This window comes from Salinispora cortesiana, from assembly GCF_000484695.1.
GTDB classification, from domain to species: domain Bacteria; phylum Actinomycetota; class Actinomycetes; order Mycobacteriales; family Micromonosporaceae; genus Micromonospora; species Micromonospora cortesiana.
Genome location: NZ_AXVR01000016.1, coordinates 1 through 19,559 on the forward strand (window position 1 = coordinate 1; position 19,559 = coordinate 19,559).

Genomic DNA, 19,559 nt, shown 5'->3' on the forward strand with positions numbered 1-19,559 from the left:
AAAACCGCGTCGTCGAACACGGCGCCGCACTCGGCGTCGACGTCGAGACCGTCACCAAAGACCCCCAGGCCAAAGGCTTCAGCGTGGTCAAACGGCGATGGGTCGTCGAACGCACCATCGGCTGGCTCATGCACCACCGCCGACTCGTCCGCGACTATGAAGCACGACCCGACAACTCCGCCAGCATGATCACCCTCGCCATGATCGACAACCTCGCCAAACGCCTCACCGCCGAAACCACCCCAACCTGGCGAGAACCACTACAACCACAACACACACAAAATACGTGAATCAGACGTCCTCTAAGAAGTGATGCCCGCCAGGGCGTCACTGCGATCGGGACTTTCCTCCTCCCTCCTGCGGCGGGTGGTGGAGCCAAGGGGGTTGGCTCCACCACCCGCCGCGTCCTTGGTGACGGTGGTTCACCCCTGGGCGGGTGAACCACCGTCAACCCGGCTCTCCAGGCGCTGTCGGGGTGAACCAGGACCGGCCGGGCAGCGGAGGCGCATGTCCGTCTTGTCCGGTTTACTCGGGTGGCAACCGGGAATCCGCCCCCGACTGGCAGCCGTGCCGTGCTGGGGTGGGCATGGCGGTGCCCATGCCCACCAGGGGCCGGAGGGGGGACTCGTGGCGCGCAACCGCGGGGACGGCAGCGTGGCCGGACGGCCACTCCGGATCGCGATGGTGGTCCCGCCGTGGCTGTCGGTGCCGCCAGCCGGCTACGGCGGCCTGGAGCACGTCGTCGCCGCTCTGGTTGACGGGCTGATCGCCCGGGGCCATCCGGTGACCCTCTTCGGTGCGGGTGAGCAGACCGGGACCGCCGCCCGTTACGTCTCGACCGACGCGGAGCTGAAGTTTCACCGGATGGGTGAGGCGCTGCCCGAGTTGGCCCACCTCGTTCAGGTGAATCAGCGCATCACGCCGGAGCGCTTCGACGTGGTCCACGACCACACCACGATCGGACCGCTGTTGGCCGGACGTCGGTCTGTGCCCACCGTTGCGACCGTGCACGGCAACCCGGTCGGGGAGTATGGCACGGTCCTCGGGGAGATCGACCGGGGTGTCGGTCTGGTGGCCATCTCCCACGCCCAACGGCGACTCAACCTGCGGCTGCCCTGGGTCGGCACGGTGCACAACGGGCTGGACATCGAAGACATCCCGCACAAGTCGCAGCCGGGCCGGGGGCCGGTGCTCTGGCTGGCCCGGTTCAGTCCGGACAAGGGACCCGATCTCGCCATCCGTGCCTGCCGGGCGGCTGGCCTGCCACTGATCCTCGCCGGCAAGTGCAACGAGCCGGCCGAACGTCGCTACTTCGACGAGGTGGTCCGGCCGATGTTGGGCGACGATGTCACCGTCATCCTCGACGCCGACCGACGGGACTCGTTCCGCCTGCTCCTCGACGCCCGCTGTCTGGTGCTGCCGATCCAGTGGGAGGAGCCGTTCGGCGTCGTCATGCTGGAGGCGATGGCCACCGGGACCCCGGTGGTGGCGCTACGTCGAGGTGCCGTACCGGAGTTGATCGTGCCGGGCCGCACCGGTCTGATCTGCGAGAGCGGGGACGAGTTGCCGGGGGCGCTGCGGGTGGCGGGCGGACTGGACCCGGCGGTCTGCGTCGCGCACGTGGCGGAGAACTTCTCCACCCCTCGGCTGGTTGACGGCTACGAGGCGGTGCTGCAGCGGTTCGTCTCGGCGGTGGTCCCCGCGCGCGAGCCCGCCCCCATCACGTTCCGCTGAGGGGGGCGGCCGGATCAGTCCGCGCGGGGGAGGCGGGTGACGGGCCGCCGGGCGGGCTGCGGAGCCATGCCAGGATGGCAGCTATGGCTGAGGGTCCGGTGGCGTTCGTGCTCGGTGGCGGCGGCGTCCTCGGTGCGGTCGAGGTCGGCATGCTGCGCGCTCTGTTCCGCGCCGACATCCGGCCCGACCTGGTGTTCGGCACATCGATTGGTGCGGTCAACGGGGTGCTGGTGGCCGCCGATCCGTCCACTGCGGTCACCGACCGGCTGGTCCGCCTCTGGGCCTCCCCCGAGGCGAGCGAGGTGTACGGCGACTCGGTGGCCCGGCAGTTACGCCGGTTCGCCGCGCGTACCCATCTGCACTCGACGCGGCCACTGCGCAAGCTGTTGGAGCGGGAACTCGGCGCCGACACCACCTTCGCGGACCTGCGGGTGCCCTTTCGCTGCTGCGCGGCGAACATCGAGCGGGCCGCCGAGCACTGGTTTGACACCGGGCCGGTGGTGCCGGCTGTCCTCGCCAGCGCCGCTGTGCCGGGTCTTCTCCCCCCGGCCCAGATCGATGGCCAGCACTACATCGACGGGGGTGTGGTCAACTCGATCCCGATCGGCGAGGCGGTGGCGGCTGGAGCCACCCGGATCTTCGTGCTTCAGGTGGGGCGAATCGAACGCGAGCTCAGTCCACCGCGGCGCCCCTGGGAGATTGCCCAGGTGGCATTCGAGATCGCCCGCCGGCATCGGTTCGCCCGCGAGTTGGCCGCCGTGCCCGACGGGGTCCAGGTGCACGTGCTGCCGACCGGAGGCATCCAGCCTCGGGAGGACTCGCCGTGGGCGTACCGCGACCGGGCGGCGGTGGGGCGGCGGATCAGCCGGGCCTACACGGCCACGCGGCACTACCTGGCCCAGCTGGACCGCTGATGCGCCTACCACCCCGGTGGCTGCGCCGGCTGCTCCTGGCTCCGGGTGTGGTTGTGCTGGCGGTCACCGTGGTGACGACCGTGCCGGTGTGGGCCCTGCTCGCCCTGGCCGCCTCGCCGTTCGTGCCGGGCCGGCTGCGTCCACTGCGACTGCTCTGGATCGGTCTCGTCTATCTGGTGTGGGACGCGGTAGCGCTGATCGCGCTCTTCGTGCTCTGGGTCGCCTCCGGGTTCGGCTGGCGGGTCCGGTCCCCGGCGTTCGAACAGGCGCACTACCGGCTCGCCGGCTGGTTCCTGCGGGTGCTGTTCTGGCAGGCCCGGTGGACCCTGCGGCTCTCCATTGAGGTGGCCGGCGCCGATCCGGACACGGCCCTGGCCGGACGGCCGGAGCTGGTGTTGTGTCGGCATGCCGGCCCGGGTGACTCGTTCATTCTGATCCATGCTCTGGTCAACTGGTTCTGTCGGGAGCCGCGGATCGTGCTCAAGCACACCCTGCAGTGGGATCCGGCGGTTGACGTGCTGCTCAACCGGCTACCGAACCGCTTTCTCGCGCCCGGACCAGACGGCCGCGCGGCATTGCCCGAGCAGATCGGGCAACTCGCCACCGGCCTGGACGATGACAGTGCCTTCGTGCTCTTTCCCGAGGGCGGTAACTTCACGCCGAAGCGTCGCCTGCGGGCGATCGCCCGGTTGCGGGAACTGGGCCACGAGTTGATGGCGTCGCGGGCCGAACGGATGCGCCACGTGCTTGCCCCGCAGCCGGGCGGGCTGCTGGCCGCTTTGGACGCCGCCCCCGACGCCGGCGTCATCTTCGTCGCCCACACCGGCCTGGACCGGATGGTGACCATCGCCGACGTGTGGCGGGAACTTCCGATGGACAAACGGATCGTGATGCGCTTCTGGTCTGTGCCCCCGGAGGAGGTGCCGGTCGGTGCGCAGGCGCGCATCGACTGGCTCTTCGACTGGTGGGGGCGGATGGACGCGTGGATCGCCAAGCATCAGAACGGGGCCACGTAGGGTGACTGGGTGGAAGAGATCTGTGTGGTGACGACGGTGGTGGACGAGCGCTCGGTCGCCGGGGGGCTCGCGGACGCGGCGGTGGCCGCCCACCTGGCGGCCTGCGCGCAGGTGGGTGGCCAGGTGGACAGCACGTACTGGTGGCAACAGCGTGTCGAGACCAATTCCGAATGGTCCGTGCAGTTCAAGACCGCCCCGGACCGAGTCGGTGCGTTGGTCGGGCAGATTCGGGCCAACTACCCGTACGACGTCCCGGAGATCCTGGTCAACCGGGTGGAGAGTAACCCCGACTACGCCGCCTGGATCCACGAGCAGACCCATCCGTAACCCGCCCGGTAGGGCGTACCCCACCTCCAGCCGGGGGCGTACCACCACCTCCAGCCGGGGGCGTATTCCCACCTCCAGTTGGGGGGCGTACCGGCTTACTCGGCGCAACCGTCCTCGGCAGACTCGGTGGCGATGGTCGAGCTGACCGGCGCGACCGGAGTCGAGGAGGGGGTGGGCGATGACGCGGCAGCTGGTGGCGGATCCGCCGGTACGGGGCAGTGACTACGCCGAGTTGTCCCGGCGGATTCGGGCGGCGGGGCTCCTGGAGCGCCGTCCCGGCTGGTACGCGGTTCGGATCGCGGCAACCGCCGCGTTCTTCGGCGCGGTCTGGGCGCTGGTCATTCTCGTCGGCGACGCCTGGGGGCAGGTGGCGGTCGCGGCGCTGATGGCGGTGGCCAGCACCCAGGTGGCCTTCCTCGGTCACGATGCCGGGCACCGGCAGATGTTCCGGCGGCGGGGGCCCAGCGAACTGGTCGGCCTGCTCGCCGGGAACCTGGCGGTCGGGCTCAGCTACGGGTGGTGGGTGGAGAAGCACAACCGGCACCACGCCAACCCCAATCACGCCGACGAGGACCCGGACGTGGGGGCGGGGGCGTTGGTCTGGTCGGTGGAGCAGGCCCGGGCGACCCGAGGGTTCGCTCGATGGCTGGCTCGCCGGCAGGCGTTCCTCTTCTTTCCGATGCTGCTGCTGGAAGGGCTGAACCTGCACCTGTCGAGCCTACGAGCCATCGCTGGGCGGGGACCGGATGGGCGGTTCCAGACGCCGATGCGGCACCGGGGTGCCGAGGCGTTCCTGCTCGTCGCACACACCGTCCTCTACGTTGGTGGCCTGCTGCTGGTGATGGCACCGGGAAAGGCGTTGGTCTTCGCGGTTGTTCACCAGGGGCTGTGGGGGCTGTACATGGGGTGTTCGTTCGCCCCGAATCACAAGGGCATGCCGATGCCGACCGCCGTCGACCAGCTGGACTTCCTGCGTAAGCAGGTAATCACGTCGCGCAACGTGCGAGGTGGTTGGTTTGTCGATGTCGCGTTGGGTGGGTTGAACCAGCAGATCGAGCACCACCTCTTCCCGAGCATGCCGCGCGACAATCTGCGCCGAGCCCGACCGATCGTCCAGGCCTACTGCGCGCAGCGGGGTGTCCCGTACGTCGAGGTGGGGCTGGTGGAGTCGTACCGGCAAGCGCTCGCGCACCTGTATGCGGTTGGCCAGCCACTACGTTGAGTGAGTAGCTGAGTAGCGGGTCTCGGTGGCGAGGTGGCGCCGACACCCGCTGGTCAGCTCCGGGCCCGCGGTGCCGGTAGGGTCTGCTCATGGCAGACGTGTGCACCGGGCGGAGGGTGACCTTCGTGGGGGAGATCCGATGAGATTCGAGATCAGTAAGGTGCTGGACGCCATTGAGGGCCGGGTATCCACCGACCCCTGGCTGACCCGCGCGGTGCTCGACCTGGCCGAGGTGATCCGGTACCAGAATATTGACGGCGGCCGACCGGCCAGTCTGCTCCGCCTCGGCATGGTGATTGACGCCCTGTCGCGTCACCTGGAGGAGGACAGCGTCCCGGTCTACGCGGTGGTGCATCGGGGCGTGCTCTCCGACGCCGATCTGACCTCGAACGAGCGGATGGTGGTGCGGCGCTGGGCCGACGACGGCTTGGTGGAGGTGCTCGACAATCCCGGTGGTCGGATGCTGGAGGTCGCCGACCTGCTCGGGCTTCCGGTGCTGAGCCGCGCCCGGTTCGACGGGTTGCGGGGACGCTACCCCTGGGTGGCCGACCAGCCCGGCCGGGTGGTGGCCCCGGTGCCCGCCCAGAGTGGGCCGACCTTCGTCGCGCACGTCGGCGGCGGGGGCACCCTCTCCGCCGGGGACCGCTCGGTGGCCGGCAACAAGCTGTTGGCGCGGCACTGGCGGTGCCCCGAGTCCCCGTGCGCGCTCTTCGGCCAGGGCGGTGGGGGTGGAGCCTTCGCCGATCTGGCCGCGGTCAGCGATCGCAGCCCGGTGACGCAGCCGCCGCCCAGCCTGCGCGGCGGAGTGCCGACCTGCCCCCGGCACGGCGTTCGGCTCAGCGACGCGGGTCCGCGTCCGCGGTCGGCGGTGTTGGCGGTCCGGGTCGGTGGCCTGATCCGACGCCGGTTCGTGCTCACCGACTCCGAACCCGTGCTGGTCGGGCGTGCTCCGGAGGCCGACGACGGGATCGTCCTCGGTCAGTGGCTCAACGACGAGGCCCGCCGGTGGATCAGCCGCAGCCACCTGCGACTGGAGCTGCGCGTTGGCGAGATCATCGTCACCGACGTGAGCACCAACGGCTCGGGGATCCGGCCGAACGGCTCGATGGTTGAGGCGGAGCGAGTCCCGCTGGCACCGCAGCAGTCTCGGGTGCTGGCCGAGGGGTACATGGTGGAGCTGTACCCGGGCGTGCAGGTCGGGCGCCCGGACGAACTGCCGGCTGGCGCGCCGTACACCCCGGCCTCGGTGATGGCCGAGGCGCCGACGATGGCGATGCGCCTGCCGCGTTGACCGGCCCGGCAGGGGCGCCGGCTCACCCGGCCCGGCACCCCTGCCGCGATACGAGGGCTATTCGGCGAGAATCGCAGCGAGCTGCGCCACCGCGTAGTCGATCTCTTCCTCGGTGATGACCAGGGGTGGGGCCAGCCGGATGGTGGAGCCGTGGGTGTCCTTGGCGAGGACACCGCGGCTCATCAGCCGTTCGCTCGCCTCCCGCCCGGTCATCAGGGCCGGGTCGATGTCCAGGCCGGCCCAGAGCCCACGGCCCCGGACCGCGAGCAGGCCCTTGCCGACCAGGGCCTGAAGCCCGGCGTGCAACCGGGCGCCGAGCTCGGTGGAGCGGCGCTGGAACTCGCCGGTAGCCAGGAGCCGGACCACCTCGGTGGCGACCGCGGCGGCCAGGGGGTTCCCGCCGAAGGTGGAGCCGTGCTGGCCCGGTTGGAGTACGCCGAGCACGCGGGCATCCGCCGCGACGGCCGAGACCGGCACGATGCCACCGCCGAGAGCCTTGCCGAGCAGGTACATGTCCGGCACGACATCTTCGTGTTCGCAGGCGAACGTGGTGCCGGTGCGGCCGAGGCCGGACTGGATCTCGTCGGCGATCAGGAGCACGTCCCGGTCCGTGCAGACCCGCCGTACGCCCGGCAGGTAGCCAGCCGGGGGCACGATGACCCCCTGCTCGCCCTGGATCGGCTCGAGCAGCACCGCGACGGTGTTCTCGTCGATGGCGGCGGTCAGCCCCGCCAGGTCGCCATAGGCGACGAGGCGGAAACCCGGCGTGTACGGCCCGAAGTCGGCGCGAGCGTCCTCGTCGGTGGAGAAGCTGACGATAGTGGTGGTGCGACCGTGGAAGTTGCCCTCGGCCACCACAATGTTCGCCTGCTCCGCCGCGACTCCCTTGACCTGGTAGCCCCACTTGCGGGCCACCTTGATGCCGGTCTCGACGGCCTCGGCCCCGGTGTTCATCGGCAGCACCAGCTCCTTGCCGCAGAGCTGGGACAACTCCCGACAGAAGTCGGCGAACTGGTCGTGGATGAAGGCGCGGCTGGTCAGGGTGAGTCGGTCCAGTTGGGTGTGGGCGGCCTCGACCAGCTTCGGGTGGCGGTGCCCGAAATTGAGTGCCGAGTAGCCGGCCAGGCAGTCCAGGTAGCGGCGGCCGTCCACGTCGGTCACCCAGGCGCCCTCGGCCGAGGAGATGACCACCGGCAGCGGGTGGTAGTTGTGTGCTGTCCACCGTTGCGCATCACGTACGGCCGCGGGCGTCCGTACCTCGTCTTTGATCATCTATTCGCCTCCCTGCTGGAGTCGCAACGTGCAGCACTTCGGACCTCCGCCGGCCTTACGCAGCTCGGACAGGTCGATCCCGATCGTCTGGTAGCCCCGTTCCCGCAGCTGCGCCGCCAAGCCGGTGGCCTGCTCCGGCAGGACGACGTGCTGGCCGTCGCTGACCGCGTTGAGGCCCAGGACCGCGGCGTCGGCCATGCTGGCGAGTACGGCGTCCGGGAAGAGCCGGCGCAGCACCGCCTGGCTGCCGGGGGAGAAGGCCTCGGGGAGGTACGCGACGGTGCGCTCGTCCAGCACGGTCAGCGCGGTGTCCAGGTGGTAGAAGCGGGGGTCCACCAGCTGCATGGTGAGGACCGGGTAGCCGAAGACCTCCTGCAACTGCGCATGGGCGGGGTGCGCGGTCCGGAATCCGGTGCCGGCGAGGAGGTGGCCACCGGCGAGCAGGATGTCGCCTTCTCCCTCATTGACGTGCTTCGGGTCGTGCACCTCGAGGCCGGCGGCTTCGAACCAGGCGCGGTAGGCGGGTGCCTCGTCGGCGCGCTGCGGGTCCCGGAATTGCACCGCCATGGCCCGGTCGCCGAGGACCGTGCCGCCGTTCGCGGCGAAGACCATGTCGGGTAGGCCCGGCAGCGGGGTGATCTCCTCGACGGTGTGGCCGAGCTCCCGGTAGGTCTGGCGTAGCTGCTCCCACTGCCGGATCGCCAGGTCGACGTCGACCGGCGCGGTCGGGTCCATCCACGGATTGATGGCGTAGTCGACAGCGAAGTATGTCGGCCGGCACATGAGGAAGCGCTGGCGGGTGGCGTCCATCGGCATTGTCCTGCTCCCAGGGTTGGGCGCGCCCCGGCCACCGTGGCCCGCGGGCTGGCGCCGTTGCTCCACGGTATGTGGGGCAGGTCAGCAGGATCCACCGTCGGAAGTTGCTTTGGTCGTCGGATCATTGCGTTTGACGGCTCTTTTGCAGCGTTTCATTGCAGGTGCTCTGCAGCGGGGGAGTGTAGGTGCTCTCCCGAGGGAGTCCCCCGCTGCTTCGGCCCGGACGGGGAGGTGGGCCCGCGTCACCGCCCGAGGGCGTCGACGGCCTTACGCGCGGCGATCAGCACCGGATCCCAGACCGGGGAGTACGGCGGGGCGTACCCGAGGTCGAGGGCGGTCATGTCATCCACCGTCATGCCGTTCCAGAGCGCCACGGCCAGGGCGTCGATCCGCTTCGCCGCCTCCGACCAGCCCACGATCTGGGCGCCGAGGAGCCGACCGGTGGGCCGTTCGGCGATGAGCTTGACGGTCATCGGGCGGGAGCCGGGGAAGTAGCCGGCGCGGTTGGTGGACTCCGTGATCACCGAGACGAACTCGAAACCCGCCGCCGCGGCGTCCTGCTCCCGGAGCCCGGTGCGGCCGACCTCCAGGTCGCAGACCTTGATCACCGCGGTGCCGATCACCCCGGGGAAGGTCGCGTACCCGCCACCGATGTTGACGCCGGCGACCCGGCCCTGCTTGTTGGCGTGCGTGCCCAGCGGGATGTGTACGGGCATTCCGCTGACCCGGTGCAGGCACTCCACGCAGTCACCGGCGGCCCACACGTCGTCAACTCCGGGTACCCGCATGCGCCGGTCCACCCGTAGCGCCCCGCTGGGCCCGATCGGCAGCCCCGCGGCCTCGGCGAGCGCGACGTTGGGGCGGACACCGAGGCCGAGGACGACCAGGTCGGCGGGGATCGGCCCGTCGGAGGTGAGCACCGCGCAGACCCGCCCGTCTCGCTCCTGTAGGCCGGTCACCTCCAGGTCGGTGCGGATCTGCACCCCCACTCCGTGCATGGCCTCGTTGACCAGCTTGGCCATGTCCGGGTCTACGGTCGACATCGGTTGACTGGCCTTCTCGACCAGGGTGACCGCCAGCCCGCGCTGGATCAGCGCCTCGGCCATCTCGACTCCGATGTAGCCCCCGCCGACCACGACCGCCTGGCGGGGGCGCGGATCAGTGTCCAGCCACTCCCGGAGGGCGGCGCCGTCGTCGAGGGTCTGCACGCCGAAGACGCCCTCCACCCCGGTGCGCGCCCAGGCGGGCCGCAGCGGGTGGGCGCCGGTGGCGTAGACCAGGGTGTCGAATCGCTCGCGGACCTCGCCACCGTTGGCCAGGTCCCGGGCGACTACTTCGCGCCGGTCGAGGTCGACCGCGGTGACCTCGTGGCGTAGCCGGACCCCGATGTCGAACCGCTCGCGGAAGGTCGTCGGATCGCGGGCGATCAGCTGGTCGCGTTGCGGCACCAGGCCGCTGATCCAGTACGGGATGCCGCACGCCGAGTAGGACGTGAACCGGCCCCGCTCGAAGGCGATGATCTCCAGGTCGTCCGGGCTGCGGCGGCGGCGGGCCTGGGATGCCGCCGCCATCCCGGCGGCATCGCCGCCGATGACGATCAACCGTTCTGCCACCAGCTCATCCTGTCACGGATCGACCCGCGCCCGGGGGCGCTGTGCGGAGGTGAGGGAGATCGACATTGACAACTGCGTGGTGGGCACGTACAACACGGAGAGAGCGCTCTCTCGACCCGTCCCCCAGAGAGGCACGTTCATGCACACCCGACCCGGGGCGCCTGCCGCCCTGCCCGCGAGACGCCGGAAGCGACTGGCGTTGGCGCTGTTCACTGCCCTCACCACCACCGTCCTGGGCGGTGTCGCGGTCACCGCGAACGCCGCCGTACCCACGCCCGCCCCTGGCTGGAGTCTGGTCTGGAGCGACGACTTCGACGGCGCGGCCGGCACCCTGCCCTCCTCAGCCAACTGGATCATCGACCTCGGCACCAGCTACCCCGGCGGCCCACCCAACTGGGGCACCGGTGAGATCCAGACCTACACCAACAGCACCGCCAACCTCAGTCACGATGGTGCGGGCAACCTACGGATCACCCCCCTGCGGGACTCGGGCGGTGGGTGGACCTCGGCCCGGATCGAGACCGTACGGACCGACTTCAAGCCGCCGGCCGGAGGTGTCCTCGCGATCGAGGGCCGGCTCCAGGTGCCGAATGTGACCGGGGCTCCGGCGGCCGGCTACTGGCCGGCGTTCTGGGCGCTCGGGTCGCCGTACCGGGGTAACTACCAGAACTGGCCGAGTGTCGGCGAGTTCGACGTGATGGAGAACGTCAACGGGATCAACTCGGTGTGGGGCGTGCTGCACTGCGGCTTCGCGCCGGGCGGGCCGTGCGACGAGTTCAACGGCATCGGTGCCTCCCGAACCTGCCCGGGAGCCACCTGTCAGTCGGCGTTCCACACCTACCGGTTCGAGTGGGACGCCTCGGTCAGCCCGCAGGAGCTGCGCTGGTACGTCGACGGCGAGCAGTACCACACGGTGACGCAGACCCGGGTCGGTGAGCCGGCCTGGTCGCAGATGACCAGCCACGACGGCTACTTCCTGCTGCTCAACGTGGCGATGGGTGGTGCCTTCCCGAATGGTGTCGCCGGGGGAACCACTCCGACCGCCGCGACGGTGCCGGGCCGGCCGATGCTCGTTGACTACGTCGCGGTCTACAGCCGGGGCGCCGGCACCGCCCCGCCGACCACCGCCCCGCCGACCACCCCACCGCCGGGTGAGGCGCGGGACGCGTACGCGACGATCGAGGCCGAGTCGTTCGACGGTCAATACGGCGTTCAGGTGGAGGACGCCACCGAGGGCGGAGAGAACATCGGCTACCTACGCAACGGTGACTGGGCCCGCTACGACAACGTCGAGTTCGGCGCCACCGCACCACGGGACTTCGTCGCTCGGGTCGCCTCCGGCGCCGGCAGTGGGGTGAGTGGGTTGGTCGAGGTACGCCTGGACAGCCCGACCAGCCCACCGATCGGCAGCTTCGCGATCGGCAGCACCGGCGGCTGGCAGAGCTGGCGTTCGGTGCCCGGCAACGTCGCCGGCCCCACCGGTCGCCACACGGTCTACCTGACCTTCACCAGCGGCCAGCCGAACGATTTCGTCAACGTCAACTGGTTCACCTTCCGCCGTTAGCGGCGCGAGCGGCCCTGGTCGGCTTCCCGTCGGCGTACACCAGGGCCGCTCGGCTGCTCCTCCCCGTCGGTAGCACCGCTTCCGCATCGGCCAGCGAGTTGACCCGAATGGGTTAAGCTCCTTCGATCGATCGAGGTTACTGGGAGGTAGCATGTCGGAGCAGCGGGTCGCGATCGTGACCGGCGCGGCGCGGGGCATCGGGGCGGCCACCGCCCGACGGTTGGCCGCCGATGGGTTGGCCGTGGCAGTGGTGGACATCGATGAGTCCGCGACCAGTGCGACCGTCGCCGCCATCGCCGACGCGGGTGGGCGGGCGCTCGGTGTCGGCGCGGACGTGTCGGACCGAGCCCAGGTGGCGGCGGCCGTCGAGCGGGTCGCCGCCGAGCTCGGTGCGCCCACCGTTCTGGTGAACAACGCCGGTGTGCTGCGGGACAATCTGCTGTTCAAGATGTCCGATGCCGACTGGGACACGGTGCTGGGCGTGCACCTGCGGGGTGCCTTCCTGTTCAGTCAGGCCACCCAGCAGCACATGGTCGAGCAGCAGTGGGGCCGGATCGTCAACCTCTCCAGCATCTCCGCGCTCGGCAACCGGGGACAGGCGAACTACGCCGCGGCCAAGGCCGGTCTGCAGGGCTTCACGAAGACCCTCGCGATCGAGTTGGGCCCGTTCGGGGTGACGGTCAACGCGGTCGCTCCGGGCTTCATCGTCACCGACATGACCGCGGCGACCGCCACCCGAATGAAGGTCGACTTCGAGGCGCTGCAGAAACACGCTGCGGCGGAGATCCCGGTCCGCCGGGTGGGCCGCCCGGAGGACATCGCGCACACCATCTCGTTCCTGGCCAGTGCGGGCGCGTCGTTCGTCTCCGGGCAGGTACTCTACGTCGCTGGCGGACCGAAGGACTGATCCGACTCGACCCGCGACGGCCTCGGCCGGCTGGTCACAGCCAGGTCGAGGTCGTGGCGGGTCCGCCAGAGCCAGAGCAGACCGAGCACCGGCAGCACCAGCGGGATGTAGCCGTACCCACTGCCGAAGCCGGACCAGACCGTCTCGTCCGGGAACCACTCCGGCCGGGCCTGGCTGACCGCACCGACACCCACTACCCCGACCAACTCGACCGTGCAGCAAGCCAGCGCGATCAGGCGGCCGGTGCGACCGGCCCGGCCCAGCCCCACCGCCGCCACGATGTAGACCGCCGCGGCGAAGGCGGAGAGGAGGTACGCCATCGGCGCCGCCTCGAACCGGGTGGCGATCTGGAGGCCGGCCCGGCTGGTGGCGGCGATGGCGAAGAGCAGGTAGACCGCGATCAGGAGGCGGCCGGGGCCGGAATTGGTCCGGGTCCGGTCGACGGGTTGGGGGCGCTCGGCGGGTTGCGGGTCAGCCACCGAGCACCGTCCAGGTCTGCTGGAGTCGGACCAGAACCACCGGGGTGACCAGGCAGATCGTGCAGACGATGGCCGACCCCCAGCGGGTGGGCTCCATTCGGGCCAGCACCCAGGCCAGCGGGGGTAGGCAGACCAGGGTGGCCAGGTAGCCGAAGAAGGATCCCGGTTCGTCCGGCCGCTGGCCGCCGCCGAGGGCGATCAGGGTGAGAACGGTGAGCACGAGCAGCGCCGCTTCCAGCACGGCCAGGCCGGCGAACTGCGCCCGGTCCGGGGCGCGATGCCGCAGCGTCGCCACGAGGGCCCAACCCGCGACGAGGAGGGAGAGCGCGATCGGGACGGCGGCGAGGACCCCGTCGACTGGAAGGTCGCCAGCAGCGCTGGTGGTCGCGCTCGCTTCGGTCACCGGCACACTCTACTAATCCGGGTAGTACACCTGCCGGTGGCGTCCTGACCCCGCCGGATAGCGTTGTCTGCGACACTGCGGTGGGTCGCGGTGCCGACTGGTTGGAGGTTCGTGGTGCGGTTCGGGTTGTTCGGTACCGGGCACTGGGCGGGCGAGACGCACGGAGCGGGCCTGGCCGCCCATCCCCGTGCCGAGTTGGTCGGTGTCTGGGGGCGGGATCCGGCCAAGGCCGCTGCGCTCGCCAAGCGGTACGGCGTGCCGGCGTTTGCCGACGCCGACGCGTTGATTGAGGCGTGCGATGCCGTGGCGATCGCCCTGCCACCAGATGTGCAGGTCGAGTTGGCGACCAGGGCCGCCGCGGCGGGACGGCACCTGCTGCTCGACAAGCCGCTCGCGTTGACCCTCGCCGACGCCGACCGTCTGGTCGCCACGGCCCGGGCTGCCAACGTGGCGTCGCTGGTCTTCTTCACCCAGCGCTATCACCAGAACGTCACCACCTTTCTCGCCGCCACCGCCGCCGATGGCGGCTGGCAACACGCCGAGGCGACCCTCTTCACCTCGATCTTCCAGCCCGGCAGCCTGTACGTGGGCTCTACCTGGCGGCGTGAGCACGGCGGGCTCTGGGACATTGGTCCGCACGCGCTGTCACTGATCCTGCCGGTCATGGGGCGAGTCACCCGGGTCGCGGCGATGGACGGCCCCCGGGGTCTGGTGCACCTGCTGCTCAACCACGACAACGGCGCCACGAGCAGACTGTCGCTCACCCTGGACGCTCCCAGTTCAGTGGCCCGCCGGGACATCGTCTTCTATGGCGAGAGCGGCGTCGTGACCGCTCCCGACGGCAACGACACCCTGGCGGGGGCGTTCGAGACGGCGATCGACCAGCTCCTGGCGGAGGTCGACTCGGGGACCCGAGATCACCGCCTCGACGTCCGGTTCGGCCGTGATGTGGTGGCCATCCTGGCGGCTGCGGAGACGGCCCGCGCCGAGGCCCGCACCGTTGAGGTGCCCGCGTAGCCGCCCAGCACGTCCTGACCGACGTCGGTACGGCGAAAGACCGTACCGACGTCGGTATGGCGAAAATCGGTCGAGCGGGGGTGACCGGGGCGACTACAGTCCGGACCATGTTCGTGTACCCCCTGACCGAGTGGGCCGCCGTGCCGGCTGCCCACGGGCCGATGTTGGTGGTCCGCCCGCGCGGTCGGCGTCCGGCCTCGGCCGGCGCCCGCCGCGCCTGACCTAACCGCGCGCCAGCGCCGAGGGCCGTCCGAGTCCCGATCCACCCGGACAGGCCCCGATTCCGGCTGCCTGTCCAGTGTCGCCAGCGGGCGACAGACAGGACGACGATCCATGGCGCCCCGCCGTACCCGAGCAACCGAACGCGACCGGTCCCGTCGCGTACTTTCCCAGAACTTTCTCGTTGACCCGGCCGCGGTCAACCGGCTGACCCGGGCGGCCCGGCCCGACCCGGACCGCCTCCTGCTGGAGGTGGGTGCCGGGCGTGGCCGGCTGACCCGGCTGCTCGCCGCCCGCAGCCATCGCCTCGTCGCCTACGAGGTAGACCCGGTCGCCGCTGCCGAACTGGTCCGAAGCTGCGCGGACCTGCCCACTGTGACCTGTCGGCAGGCCGACTTCCTGACCGCCCCGCCGCCGCGGGCACCGTTCGACGTGGTCGGCAACATTCCCTGGTCGCTGACCTCCGCCGTGGTCCGATGGTGTCTGGCCGCTCCGGGCCTGGGCGCGGCCACCCTGCTCACCCAACTCGAGTACGCCCGCAAGCGCAGTGGTGACTACGGGCGGTGGACGCGGTTGACCGTGCGCAGCTGGCCGGAGTTCAGCTGGCGGCTGGCCGGGCGGGTGCCCCGGACGGCGTTCCGGCCGATACCGCGGGTGGATGCCGGCATCCTTCGCGTCGAGCGCCGCCGGGAGCCGCTGTTGCCGGTGGTGGCGCTGCCCGCGTACCGCCGGATGGTGGAGTTGGGCTTCGACGGCACCGGCGGCTCGCTCGCGGCGTCGCTGGCTCGCCGCCACCCGCGGGCACGGCTGGCGGCGGCGCTGCGCGCGACCCGACTTGATCCGGCGACCCCGGTCGGTCAGGTCTGGCCGGAGCAGTGGCTGGTGCTGTTCCGGCTGCTGTGGCCCTAGCGCATGTTCAGCGCCGCGGACAGCTCGGCCGGGGAGTTGAAGCTCTCCTCTGGCAGTAGCCGCAGCACCTGCAACAGCTCCGTGCTCATCCCGTTCTCCTGGCCCCAGCGGACCAGGTCCTCGCGGGAGACGGGGTAGTCGAGGACGGCGATGTAGTCCTGCAACTGCGCGCCGGAGACGGTCATGCGCCCGGGTACCCGCTCCGCGCGCCGGCACACCGGGTTTGCCCACCCGGCGGGCAGGGTAGCCGCCCAGCATGCTGGTGCAGCCGCTCGGCGCTCCGAGTGATTTTGATCCGTTGTTGGAGCGCGCCCGGGACGCCCGGATCGTGATGCTCGGGGAGGCGACCCACGGCAGCCATGACTACTACCGGCTACGCGGGGAGCTGACCCGGCGATTGATCACCGAGGGGGGCTTCTCGTTCGTCGCGGTGGAGGGGGACTGGCCGGACTGCGACCGGGTGCATCGCTCGGTCACGGCCGCCCCCGACGCCGCCGTCGAACCGCAGGCCGCCCTCGAACGGTTCGAGCGGTGGCCCACCTGGATGTGGGCGAACGCGGAGGTGGCCCGCTTCTGCCACTGGCTGCGGGAGTGGAACGGGCAACGGCCCGAGCCGGAACGGGTCGGTTTCCACGGGTTGGACGTCTACAGCCTGTGGGAGTCGATGCAGGCCATCTTCGACTACCTGGGGGAGGAGGCGCCCGGGACATTGGACGCCGCGCAGGACGCCTACCGGTGCTTCGAGCCGTACGGCCGGCGGATCGAGGAGTACGGCACCGCAAGCCGGTTCGTCTCCGCGCGCTGTGAGGACGAGGTGGTCTGCCTGCTGGCGCGGATTCGGGAACACGCGGCGACCGACGGTGCGGACGCCTTCTCGGCCTGGCAGAACGCGGAGGTCGTCTCCGGTGCGGAGCGGTACTACCGGGCCATGGTCGGCGGTGGCCCGGAGTCGTGGAACGTCCGGGACAACCACATGGCTGACACCCTGGACCGGCTGCTGGAGCGCTACGGACCGGGGGCGCGGGGGGTGGTGTGGGCCCACAACACCCACGTCGGGGACGCGCGAGCAACCGACATGGTCGCGGACGGCATGGTGAGCCTCGGCCAGTTGGCCCGGGACCGGCACGGCCGGTCCGAGGTCGTCCTGGTCGGCTTCGGCAGCCATCGGGGCACGGTGGTCGCCGCGCCGCACTGGGGCTCGCCGGCCGAGAAGATGAACGTTCCGCCGGCCCGGGAGGGGTCGGTGGAGTGGCGGCTACACGAACTGCTACCGGAACAGGCAGTGCTGATCTTCGGCGGCGGCGACCAGCCCGGCTGGGTGACCGAGCCGCTGGAGCACCGGGCGATCGGGGTGGTCTACAACCCCTCGTTCGAGTCCTGGGGTAACTATCAGCCGACGCGACTGGGGGAGCGGTACGACGGGTTCGTCTGGTGCGACGAGGCGACCGCCCTGGACCCGCTCCCCGCTCGGGGCACCGGCGGTGAGCTGGAGACGTACCCGGCCGGGGTGTAGCGGGGACGTACGCCGACGGGTAGCGGGGAGGGCCCCGATCCGGGGCCGCACAGGAGGGGCCCCTTGCCCGGCGCGTCCTACCCCGGGCAAGGGGCCCCGCACTGACCTCAGGTGCGGGCGGGCTCCTGCTCCGCCAGGTGGTTGCGCAGTCCCTCACCCTCCACATCCACGTTGGGCAGGACCCGGTTCAGCCAGCGCGGCAGCCACCAACCGGCGTCGCCGAGCAGGGACATGACCGCCGGCACGATCGTCATCCGGACCACGAACGCATCGATGGCGACGCCGACCGCCAGCGCGAAGCCCATCGACTTGATCACCGGGTCTTCCATGAAGATGAAGCCACCGAAGACGGAGATCATGATGAGCGCGGCCGCGGTGACCACCCGGGCACCGTGCCCCATCCCGTTGATGGTGGCCTGCCGGGCGGTGTCACCGTGGACGAAGTCCTCCCGCATCCGGGAGACGAGGAAGACCTCGTAGTCCATCGCCAGGCCGAAGAGGATACCGATGAGCAGGATCGGCAGGAAGCTGATCAGCGGCCCTGGCGTGTCCAGACCGACCAGTTCGGCGAGGTGGCCCTGCTGGAAGACCGCGACGGTGAGCCCGAAGGTGGCCGCCACGGTGAGCAGGAAGCCCAGCGCGGCCTTCACCGGCACCAGCAGCGAGCGGAACACCAGCATCAGCAGCACGATCGACAGCCCGACCACCAGGAGCAGATAGATCGGCAGGGCGTCGGCGAGCTTCTCCGAGACGTCGATGCCGATCGCGGTCACGCCGGTGAGGAACACGTCAGCGCCCTGGATGCCACCGACCGAGCCGCGGATGTCGTCCACCACCTGCTCGGTCGCCGGGTCGGTGGGCCCGGTCTCCGGGATCACGCCGAGTAGGGCGGTCCGCCCGTCCGGACTCAGCTGCGGTGGCGTCACGGCCAGGACGTTGTCGGTGTCCTGGACCAGGGCCGCGACCTGGGGTACGGCTGCCGCCGTCGCCTCCGGGCTGTCCCCGGCCACCACGATCGCCAGCCGACCGGTGAAGCCCGGCCCGAAGCCCTCACTGATCAGGTCGTTGGAGACCCGGGCCGGCGAGCCGACCGGCGCGGTCCCCTGGTCCGGGAGGGCCAGCCGCATGTCGGAGGTGGGCAGCGCGAGCGCGCCGAGCCCGAGCAGGGCGACCAGGATCACCGGCACCCGGAACCGGATGGCCAACCGAGCCCAGCGGAAGCCGAACGTGGAGCGGTCCTCGGCCGGCGCGGTCGGCTCGGGTGCATCGGTTCCCGGCTCGATCGGGTTGGCCCGGTACTGGTGTCGTTGCTTACGGCGGAGCACCCGCCGCCCGGCGAAGCCGAGCAGCGCGGGCTGCAGGGTGAGGGCGACCAGCACGGCGATGACGATCGTTCCGGCGGCGGCCAGACCCATCACGGTCAGGAACGGGATGTTCACCACCGCCAGACCGGAGAGCGCGATGACCACGGTGGCGCCGGCGAAGAGCACAGCCGAGCCGGCGGTGCCGACCGCCCGGCCGACCGCCTCGTCCGGCGGTAGCCCCTCGAGCAGGTTCTGCCGGTAGCGGGAGGTGATGAAGAGCGAGTAGTCGATGCCGACCGCGAGACCGAGCATCAGGGCGAGGATCGGCGCGGTGCTGGTCAACTCGACCGTGCCGCTGAGCGCGTAGAGACCGGCCATGCCGACGCCGACCCCGATCAGCGCGTTCAGCATGGTCATTCCCGCCGCTACCAGCGAGCCGAAGGTGACGACCAGGACGATTGCCGCGACGGCGACGCCGATCGCCTCCGAGGAGCCGGCCTGCGGCTCGGCGTTGAGCACCTCGCCGCCGGGGGCTACCTGCCAGCCCTCCGCCTTGGCCGCGGCGCCGACCTGTTCGTACGCCTCCCGCTCTTCGTTGGTGACCTTGTCCGCGCCCTCGGCGAACTGGACCTGGATCAGCCCGTACTGGCCGTCGGGGCTGATCGCCTGCGCCGTGAGTGGGTCCACCGCGCCGATCACACCGGGCAGCGTCGCGGCCTCCTGGGTGACCTCGGTCGCCACCGCCTGGCCCTCTGGCGTGCCGAGCAGGCCCGGCTGTGGAGCTTTGAGCGCGATCGTGCCGGTGGCGCCGCTGGCCGCGGAGAACTGCTCATCGAGCAGGTCCTTCGCCTGCTGCGACTCGGTGCCGGGCATGCTGAAGTCGCTCGCCGTCGGGCCGCGCAGGGTCAGGGCAGCCAGGCCGAGACCGACGAGCACGACGAGCCAGATCGTGGCGACGAGGCGTCGTCTGCGCATCGCACCACGGCCGAGCCGGTAGAGCAGGGTCGACATGGGTCGGTGTCCTCCGTCGTTATTGGTT

The 19,559-nt window shown here is 70.8% G+C and carries 19 protein-coding genes; 12 read left to right on the top strand and 7 right to left on the bottom strand.

Annotation, left to right across the window (positions count from 1 at the left end; genetic code table 11):
• The 7 genes from K228_RS25475 to K228_RS0109855 form a co-directional block, all read left to right on the top strand.
• On the top strand, window positions 1–290 hold a 290-nt coding region (locus tag K228_RS25475; protein ID WP_025618289.1), incomplete at its 5' end, for a transposase.
• A 337-nt stretch (window positions 291–627) separates the two neighbouring features.
• Entirely contained in the window at window positions 628–1,734 is a 1,107-nt protein-coding gene (locus tag K228_RS0109830; RefSeq protein ID WP_025618290.1) for a glycosyltransferase family 4 protein, read from the top strand.
• A gap of 83 nt (window positions 1,735–1,817) precedes the next feature.
• Complete coding sequence (locus tag K228_RS0109835; protein ID WP_025618291.1) at window positions 1,818–2,648, top strand: patatin-like phospholipase family protein; 831 nt, start codon at window positions 1,818–1,820, stop codon at window positions 2,646–2,648.
• A complete protein-coding gene (locus tag K228_RS0109840; RefSeq protein ID WP_025618292.1) occupies window positions 2,648–3,664 on the top strand; it encodes a 1-acyl-sn-glycerol-3-phosphate acyltransferase in 1,017 nt (338 codons plus the stop codon). The genes K228_RS0109835 and K228_RS0109840 overlap by 1 nt, the downstream gene beginning before the upstream one ends.
• Before the next feature lie 9 nt (window positions 3,665–3,673).
• The gene (cutA, locus tag K228_RS0109845; RefSeq protein ID WP_025618293.1) at window positions 3,674–3,991 is read left to right on the top strand and encodes a divalent-cation tolerance protein CutA; all 318 of its coding nucleotides are present in this window, start codon (window positions 3,674–3,676) and stop codon (window positions 3,989–3,991) included.
• A 178-nt stretch (window positions 3,992–4,169) separates the two neighbouring features.
• Entirely contained in the window at window positions 4,170–5,213 is a 1,044-nt protein-coding gene (locus K228_RS0109850; RefSeq protein ID WP_025618294.1) for a fatty acid desaturase family protein, read from the top strand.
• Window positions 5,214–5,352: 139 nt separating this feature from the next.
• Complete coding sequence (locus K228_RS0109855; RefSeq protein WP_025618295.1) at window positions 5,353–6,504, top strand: FHA domain-containing protein; 1,152 nt, start codon at window positions 5,353–5,355, stop codon at window positions 6,502–6,504.
• A gap of 57 nt (window positions 6,505–6,561) precedes the next feature.
• Here the strand turns inward: K228_RS0109855 and rocD are convergent, their stop codons facing one another.
• The 3 genes from rocD to K228_RS0109870 all read right to left on the bottom strand — a co-directional run bounded on the left by rocD (window position 6,562) and on the right by K228_RS0109870 (window position 10,205).
• Complete coding sequence (rocD, locus tag K228_RS0109860) at window positions 6,562–7,776, bottom strand: ornithine--oxo-acid transaminase (RefSeq protein ID WP_025618296.1); 1,215 nt, start codon at window positions 7,774–7,776, stop codon at window positions 6,562–6,564.
• Window positions 7,777–8,586, bottom strand: coding sequence for a dimethylargininase (gene ddaH / locus K228_RS0109865; protein WP_025618297.1), 810 nt, complete (start codon window positions 8,584–8,586; stop codon window positions 7,777–7,779). It lies immediately after the preceding gene.
• 248 nt (window positions 8,587–8,834) lie between these two features.
• On the bottom strand, window positions 8,835–10,205 hold the full coding sequence (locus K228_RS0109870; protein ID WP_025618298.1) for an FAD-dependent oxidoreductase: 1,371 nt from the start codon (window positions 10,203–10,205) through the stop codon (window positions 8,835–8,837).
• 139 nt (window positions 10,206–10,344) lie between these two features.
• On the opposite strand from K228_RS0109870, the gene K228_RS0109875 reads away from it, so the two are divergent.
• Entirely contained in the window at window positions 10,345–11,769 is a 1,425-nt protein-coding gene (locus K228_RS0109875; RefSeq protein WP_025618299.1) for a carbohydrate-binding protein, read from the top strand.
• A gap of 151 nt (window positions 11,770–11,920) precedes the next feature.
• The gene (fabG, locus tag K228_RS0109880) at window positions 11,921–12,676 is read left to right on the top strand and encodes a 3-oxoacyl-ACP reductase FabG (protein WP_025618300.1); all 756 of its coding nucleotides are present in this window, start codon (window positions 11,921–11,923) and stop codon (window positions 12,674–12,676) included.
• On the opposite strand, the gene K228_RS0109885 is transcribed toward fabG, so the two are convergent.
• Together K228_RS0109885 and K228_RS0109890 are read right to left on the bottom strand one after the other, a co-directional pair.
• Complete coding sequence (locus K228_RS0109885) at window positions 12,649–13,155, bottom strand: hypothetical protein (RefSeq protein ID WP_025618301.1); 507 nt, start codon at window positions 13,153–13,155, stop codon at window positions 12,649–12,651. The genes fabG and K228_RS0109885 overlap by 28 nt on opposite strands.
• Window positions 13,148–13,564: a hypothetical protein gene (locus tag K228_RS0109890; RefSeq protein WP_025618302.1), complete on the bottom strand. Its 417-nt coding sequence runs from the start codon at window positions 13,562–13,564 to the stop codon at window positions 13,148–13,150. The genes K228_RS0109885 and K228_RS0109890 overlap by 8 nt, the downstream gene beginning before the upstream one ends.
• 105 nt (window positions 13,565–13,669) lie before the next feature.
• Here K228_RS0109890 and K228_RS0109895 point away from each other — a divergent pair, with 105 nt between their 5' ends.
• Together K228_RS0109895 and erm are read left to right on the top strand one after the other, a co-directional pair.
• Window positions 13,670–14,575, top strand: a complete 906-nt coding sequence (locus tag K228_RS0109895) for a Gfo/Idh/MocA family protein (RefSeq protein WP_025618303.1) — start codon at window positions 13,670–13,672, stop codon at window positions 14,573–14,575.
• Window positions 14,576–14,908: 333 nt separating this feature from the next.
• Window positions 14,909–15,703 (top strand): ErmE/ErmH/ErmO/ErmR family 23S rRNA (adenine(2058)-N(6))-methyltransferase, encoded by a 795-nt coding sequence (erm, locus tag K228_RS0109905; protein ID WP_025618304.1) that lies wholly within the window; start codon window positions 14,909–14,911, stop codon window positions 15,701–15,703.
• On the opposite strand, the gene K228_RS0109910 is transcribed toward erm, so the two are convergent.
• Entirely contained in the window at window positions 15,700–15,888 is a 189-nt protein-coding gene (locus K228_RS0109910) for a DUF2795 domain-containing protein (RefSeq protein ID WP_025618305.1), read from the bottom strand. The two genes, erm and K228_RS0109910, sit on opposite strands and share 4 nt — an antisense overlap.
• 71 nt (window positions 15,889–15,959) lie before the next feature.
• Here K228_RS0109910 and K228_RS0109915 point away from each other — a divergent pair, with 71 nt between their 5' ends.
• On the top strand, window positions 15,960–17,216 hold the full coding sequence (locus K228_RS0109915) for an erythromycin esterase family protein (RefSeq protein WP_025618306.1): 1,257 nt from the start codon (window positions 15,960–15,962) through the stop codon (window positions 17,214–17,216).
• 107 nt (window positions 17,217–17,323) lie between these two features.
• On the opposite strand, the gene K228_RS0109920 is transcribed toward K228_RS0109915, so the two are convergent.
• Window positions 17,324–19,531, bottom strand: coding sequence for an MMPL family transporter (locus tag K228_RS0109920; protein WP_025618307.1), 2,208 nt, complete (start codon window positions 19,529–19,531; stop codon window positions 17,324–17,326).
• Window positions 19,532–19,559: the final 28 nt, after the last annotated feature.

Bases quoted from the DNA above. Each gene is read 5' to 3' on its own strand.
- K228_RS0109835 (WP_025618291.1), top strand. From the start codon at position 1,818: ATGGCTGAGGGTCCGGTGGCGTTCGTGCTCGGTGGCGGCGGCGTCCTC.
- K228_RS0109840 (WP_025618292.1), top strand. From the start codon at position 2,648: ATGCGCCTACCACCCCGGTGGCTGCGCCGGCTGCTCCTGGCTCCGGGT.
- K228_RS0109850 (WP_025618294.1), top strand. From the start codon at position 4,170: ATGACGCGGCAGCTGGTGGCGGATCCGCCGGTACGGGGCAGTGACTAC.
- K228_RS0109855 (WP_025618295.1), top strand. From the start codon at position 5,353: ATGAGATTCGAGATCAGTAAGGTGCTGGACGCCATTGAGGGCCGGGTA.
- rocD (WP_025618296.1), bottom strand. From the start codon at position 7,776: ATGATCAAAGACGAGGTACGGACGCCCGCGGCCGTACGTGATGCGCAA.
- ddaH (WP_025618297.1), bottom strand. From the start codon at position 8,586: ATGGACGCCACCCGCCAGCGCTTCCTCATGTGCCGGCCGACATACTTC.
- K228_RS0109875 (WP_025618299.1), top strand. From the start codon at position 10,345: ATGCACACCCGACCCGGGGCGCCTGCCGCCCTGCCCGCGAGACGCCGG.
- fabG (WP_025618300.1), top strand. From the start codon at position 11,921: ATGTCGGAGCAGCGGGTCGCGATCGTGACCGGCGCGGCGCGGGGCATC.
- erm (WP_025618304.1), top strand. From the start codon at position 14,909: ATGGCGCCCCGCCGTACCCGAGCAACCGAACGCGACCGGTCCCGTCGC.
- K228_RS0109910 (WP_025618305.1), bottom strand. From the start codon at position 15,888: ATGACCGTCTCCGGCGCGCAGTTGCAGGACTACATCGCCGTCCTCGAC.
- K228_RS0109915 (WP_025618306.1), top strand. From the start codon at position 15,960: ATGCTGGTGCAGCCGCTCGGCGCTCCGAGTGATTTTGATCCGTTGTTG.
- K228_RS0109920 (WP_025618307.1), bottom strand. From the start codon at position 19,531: ATGTCGACCCTGCTCTACCGGCTCGGCCGTGGTGCGATGCGCAGACGA.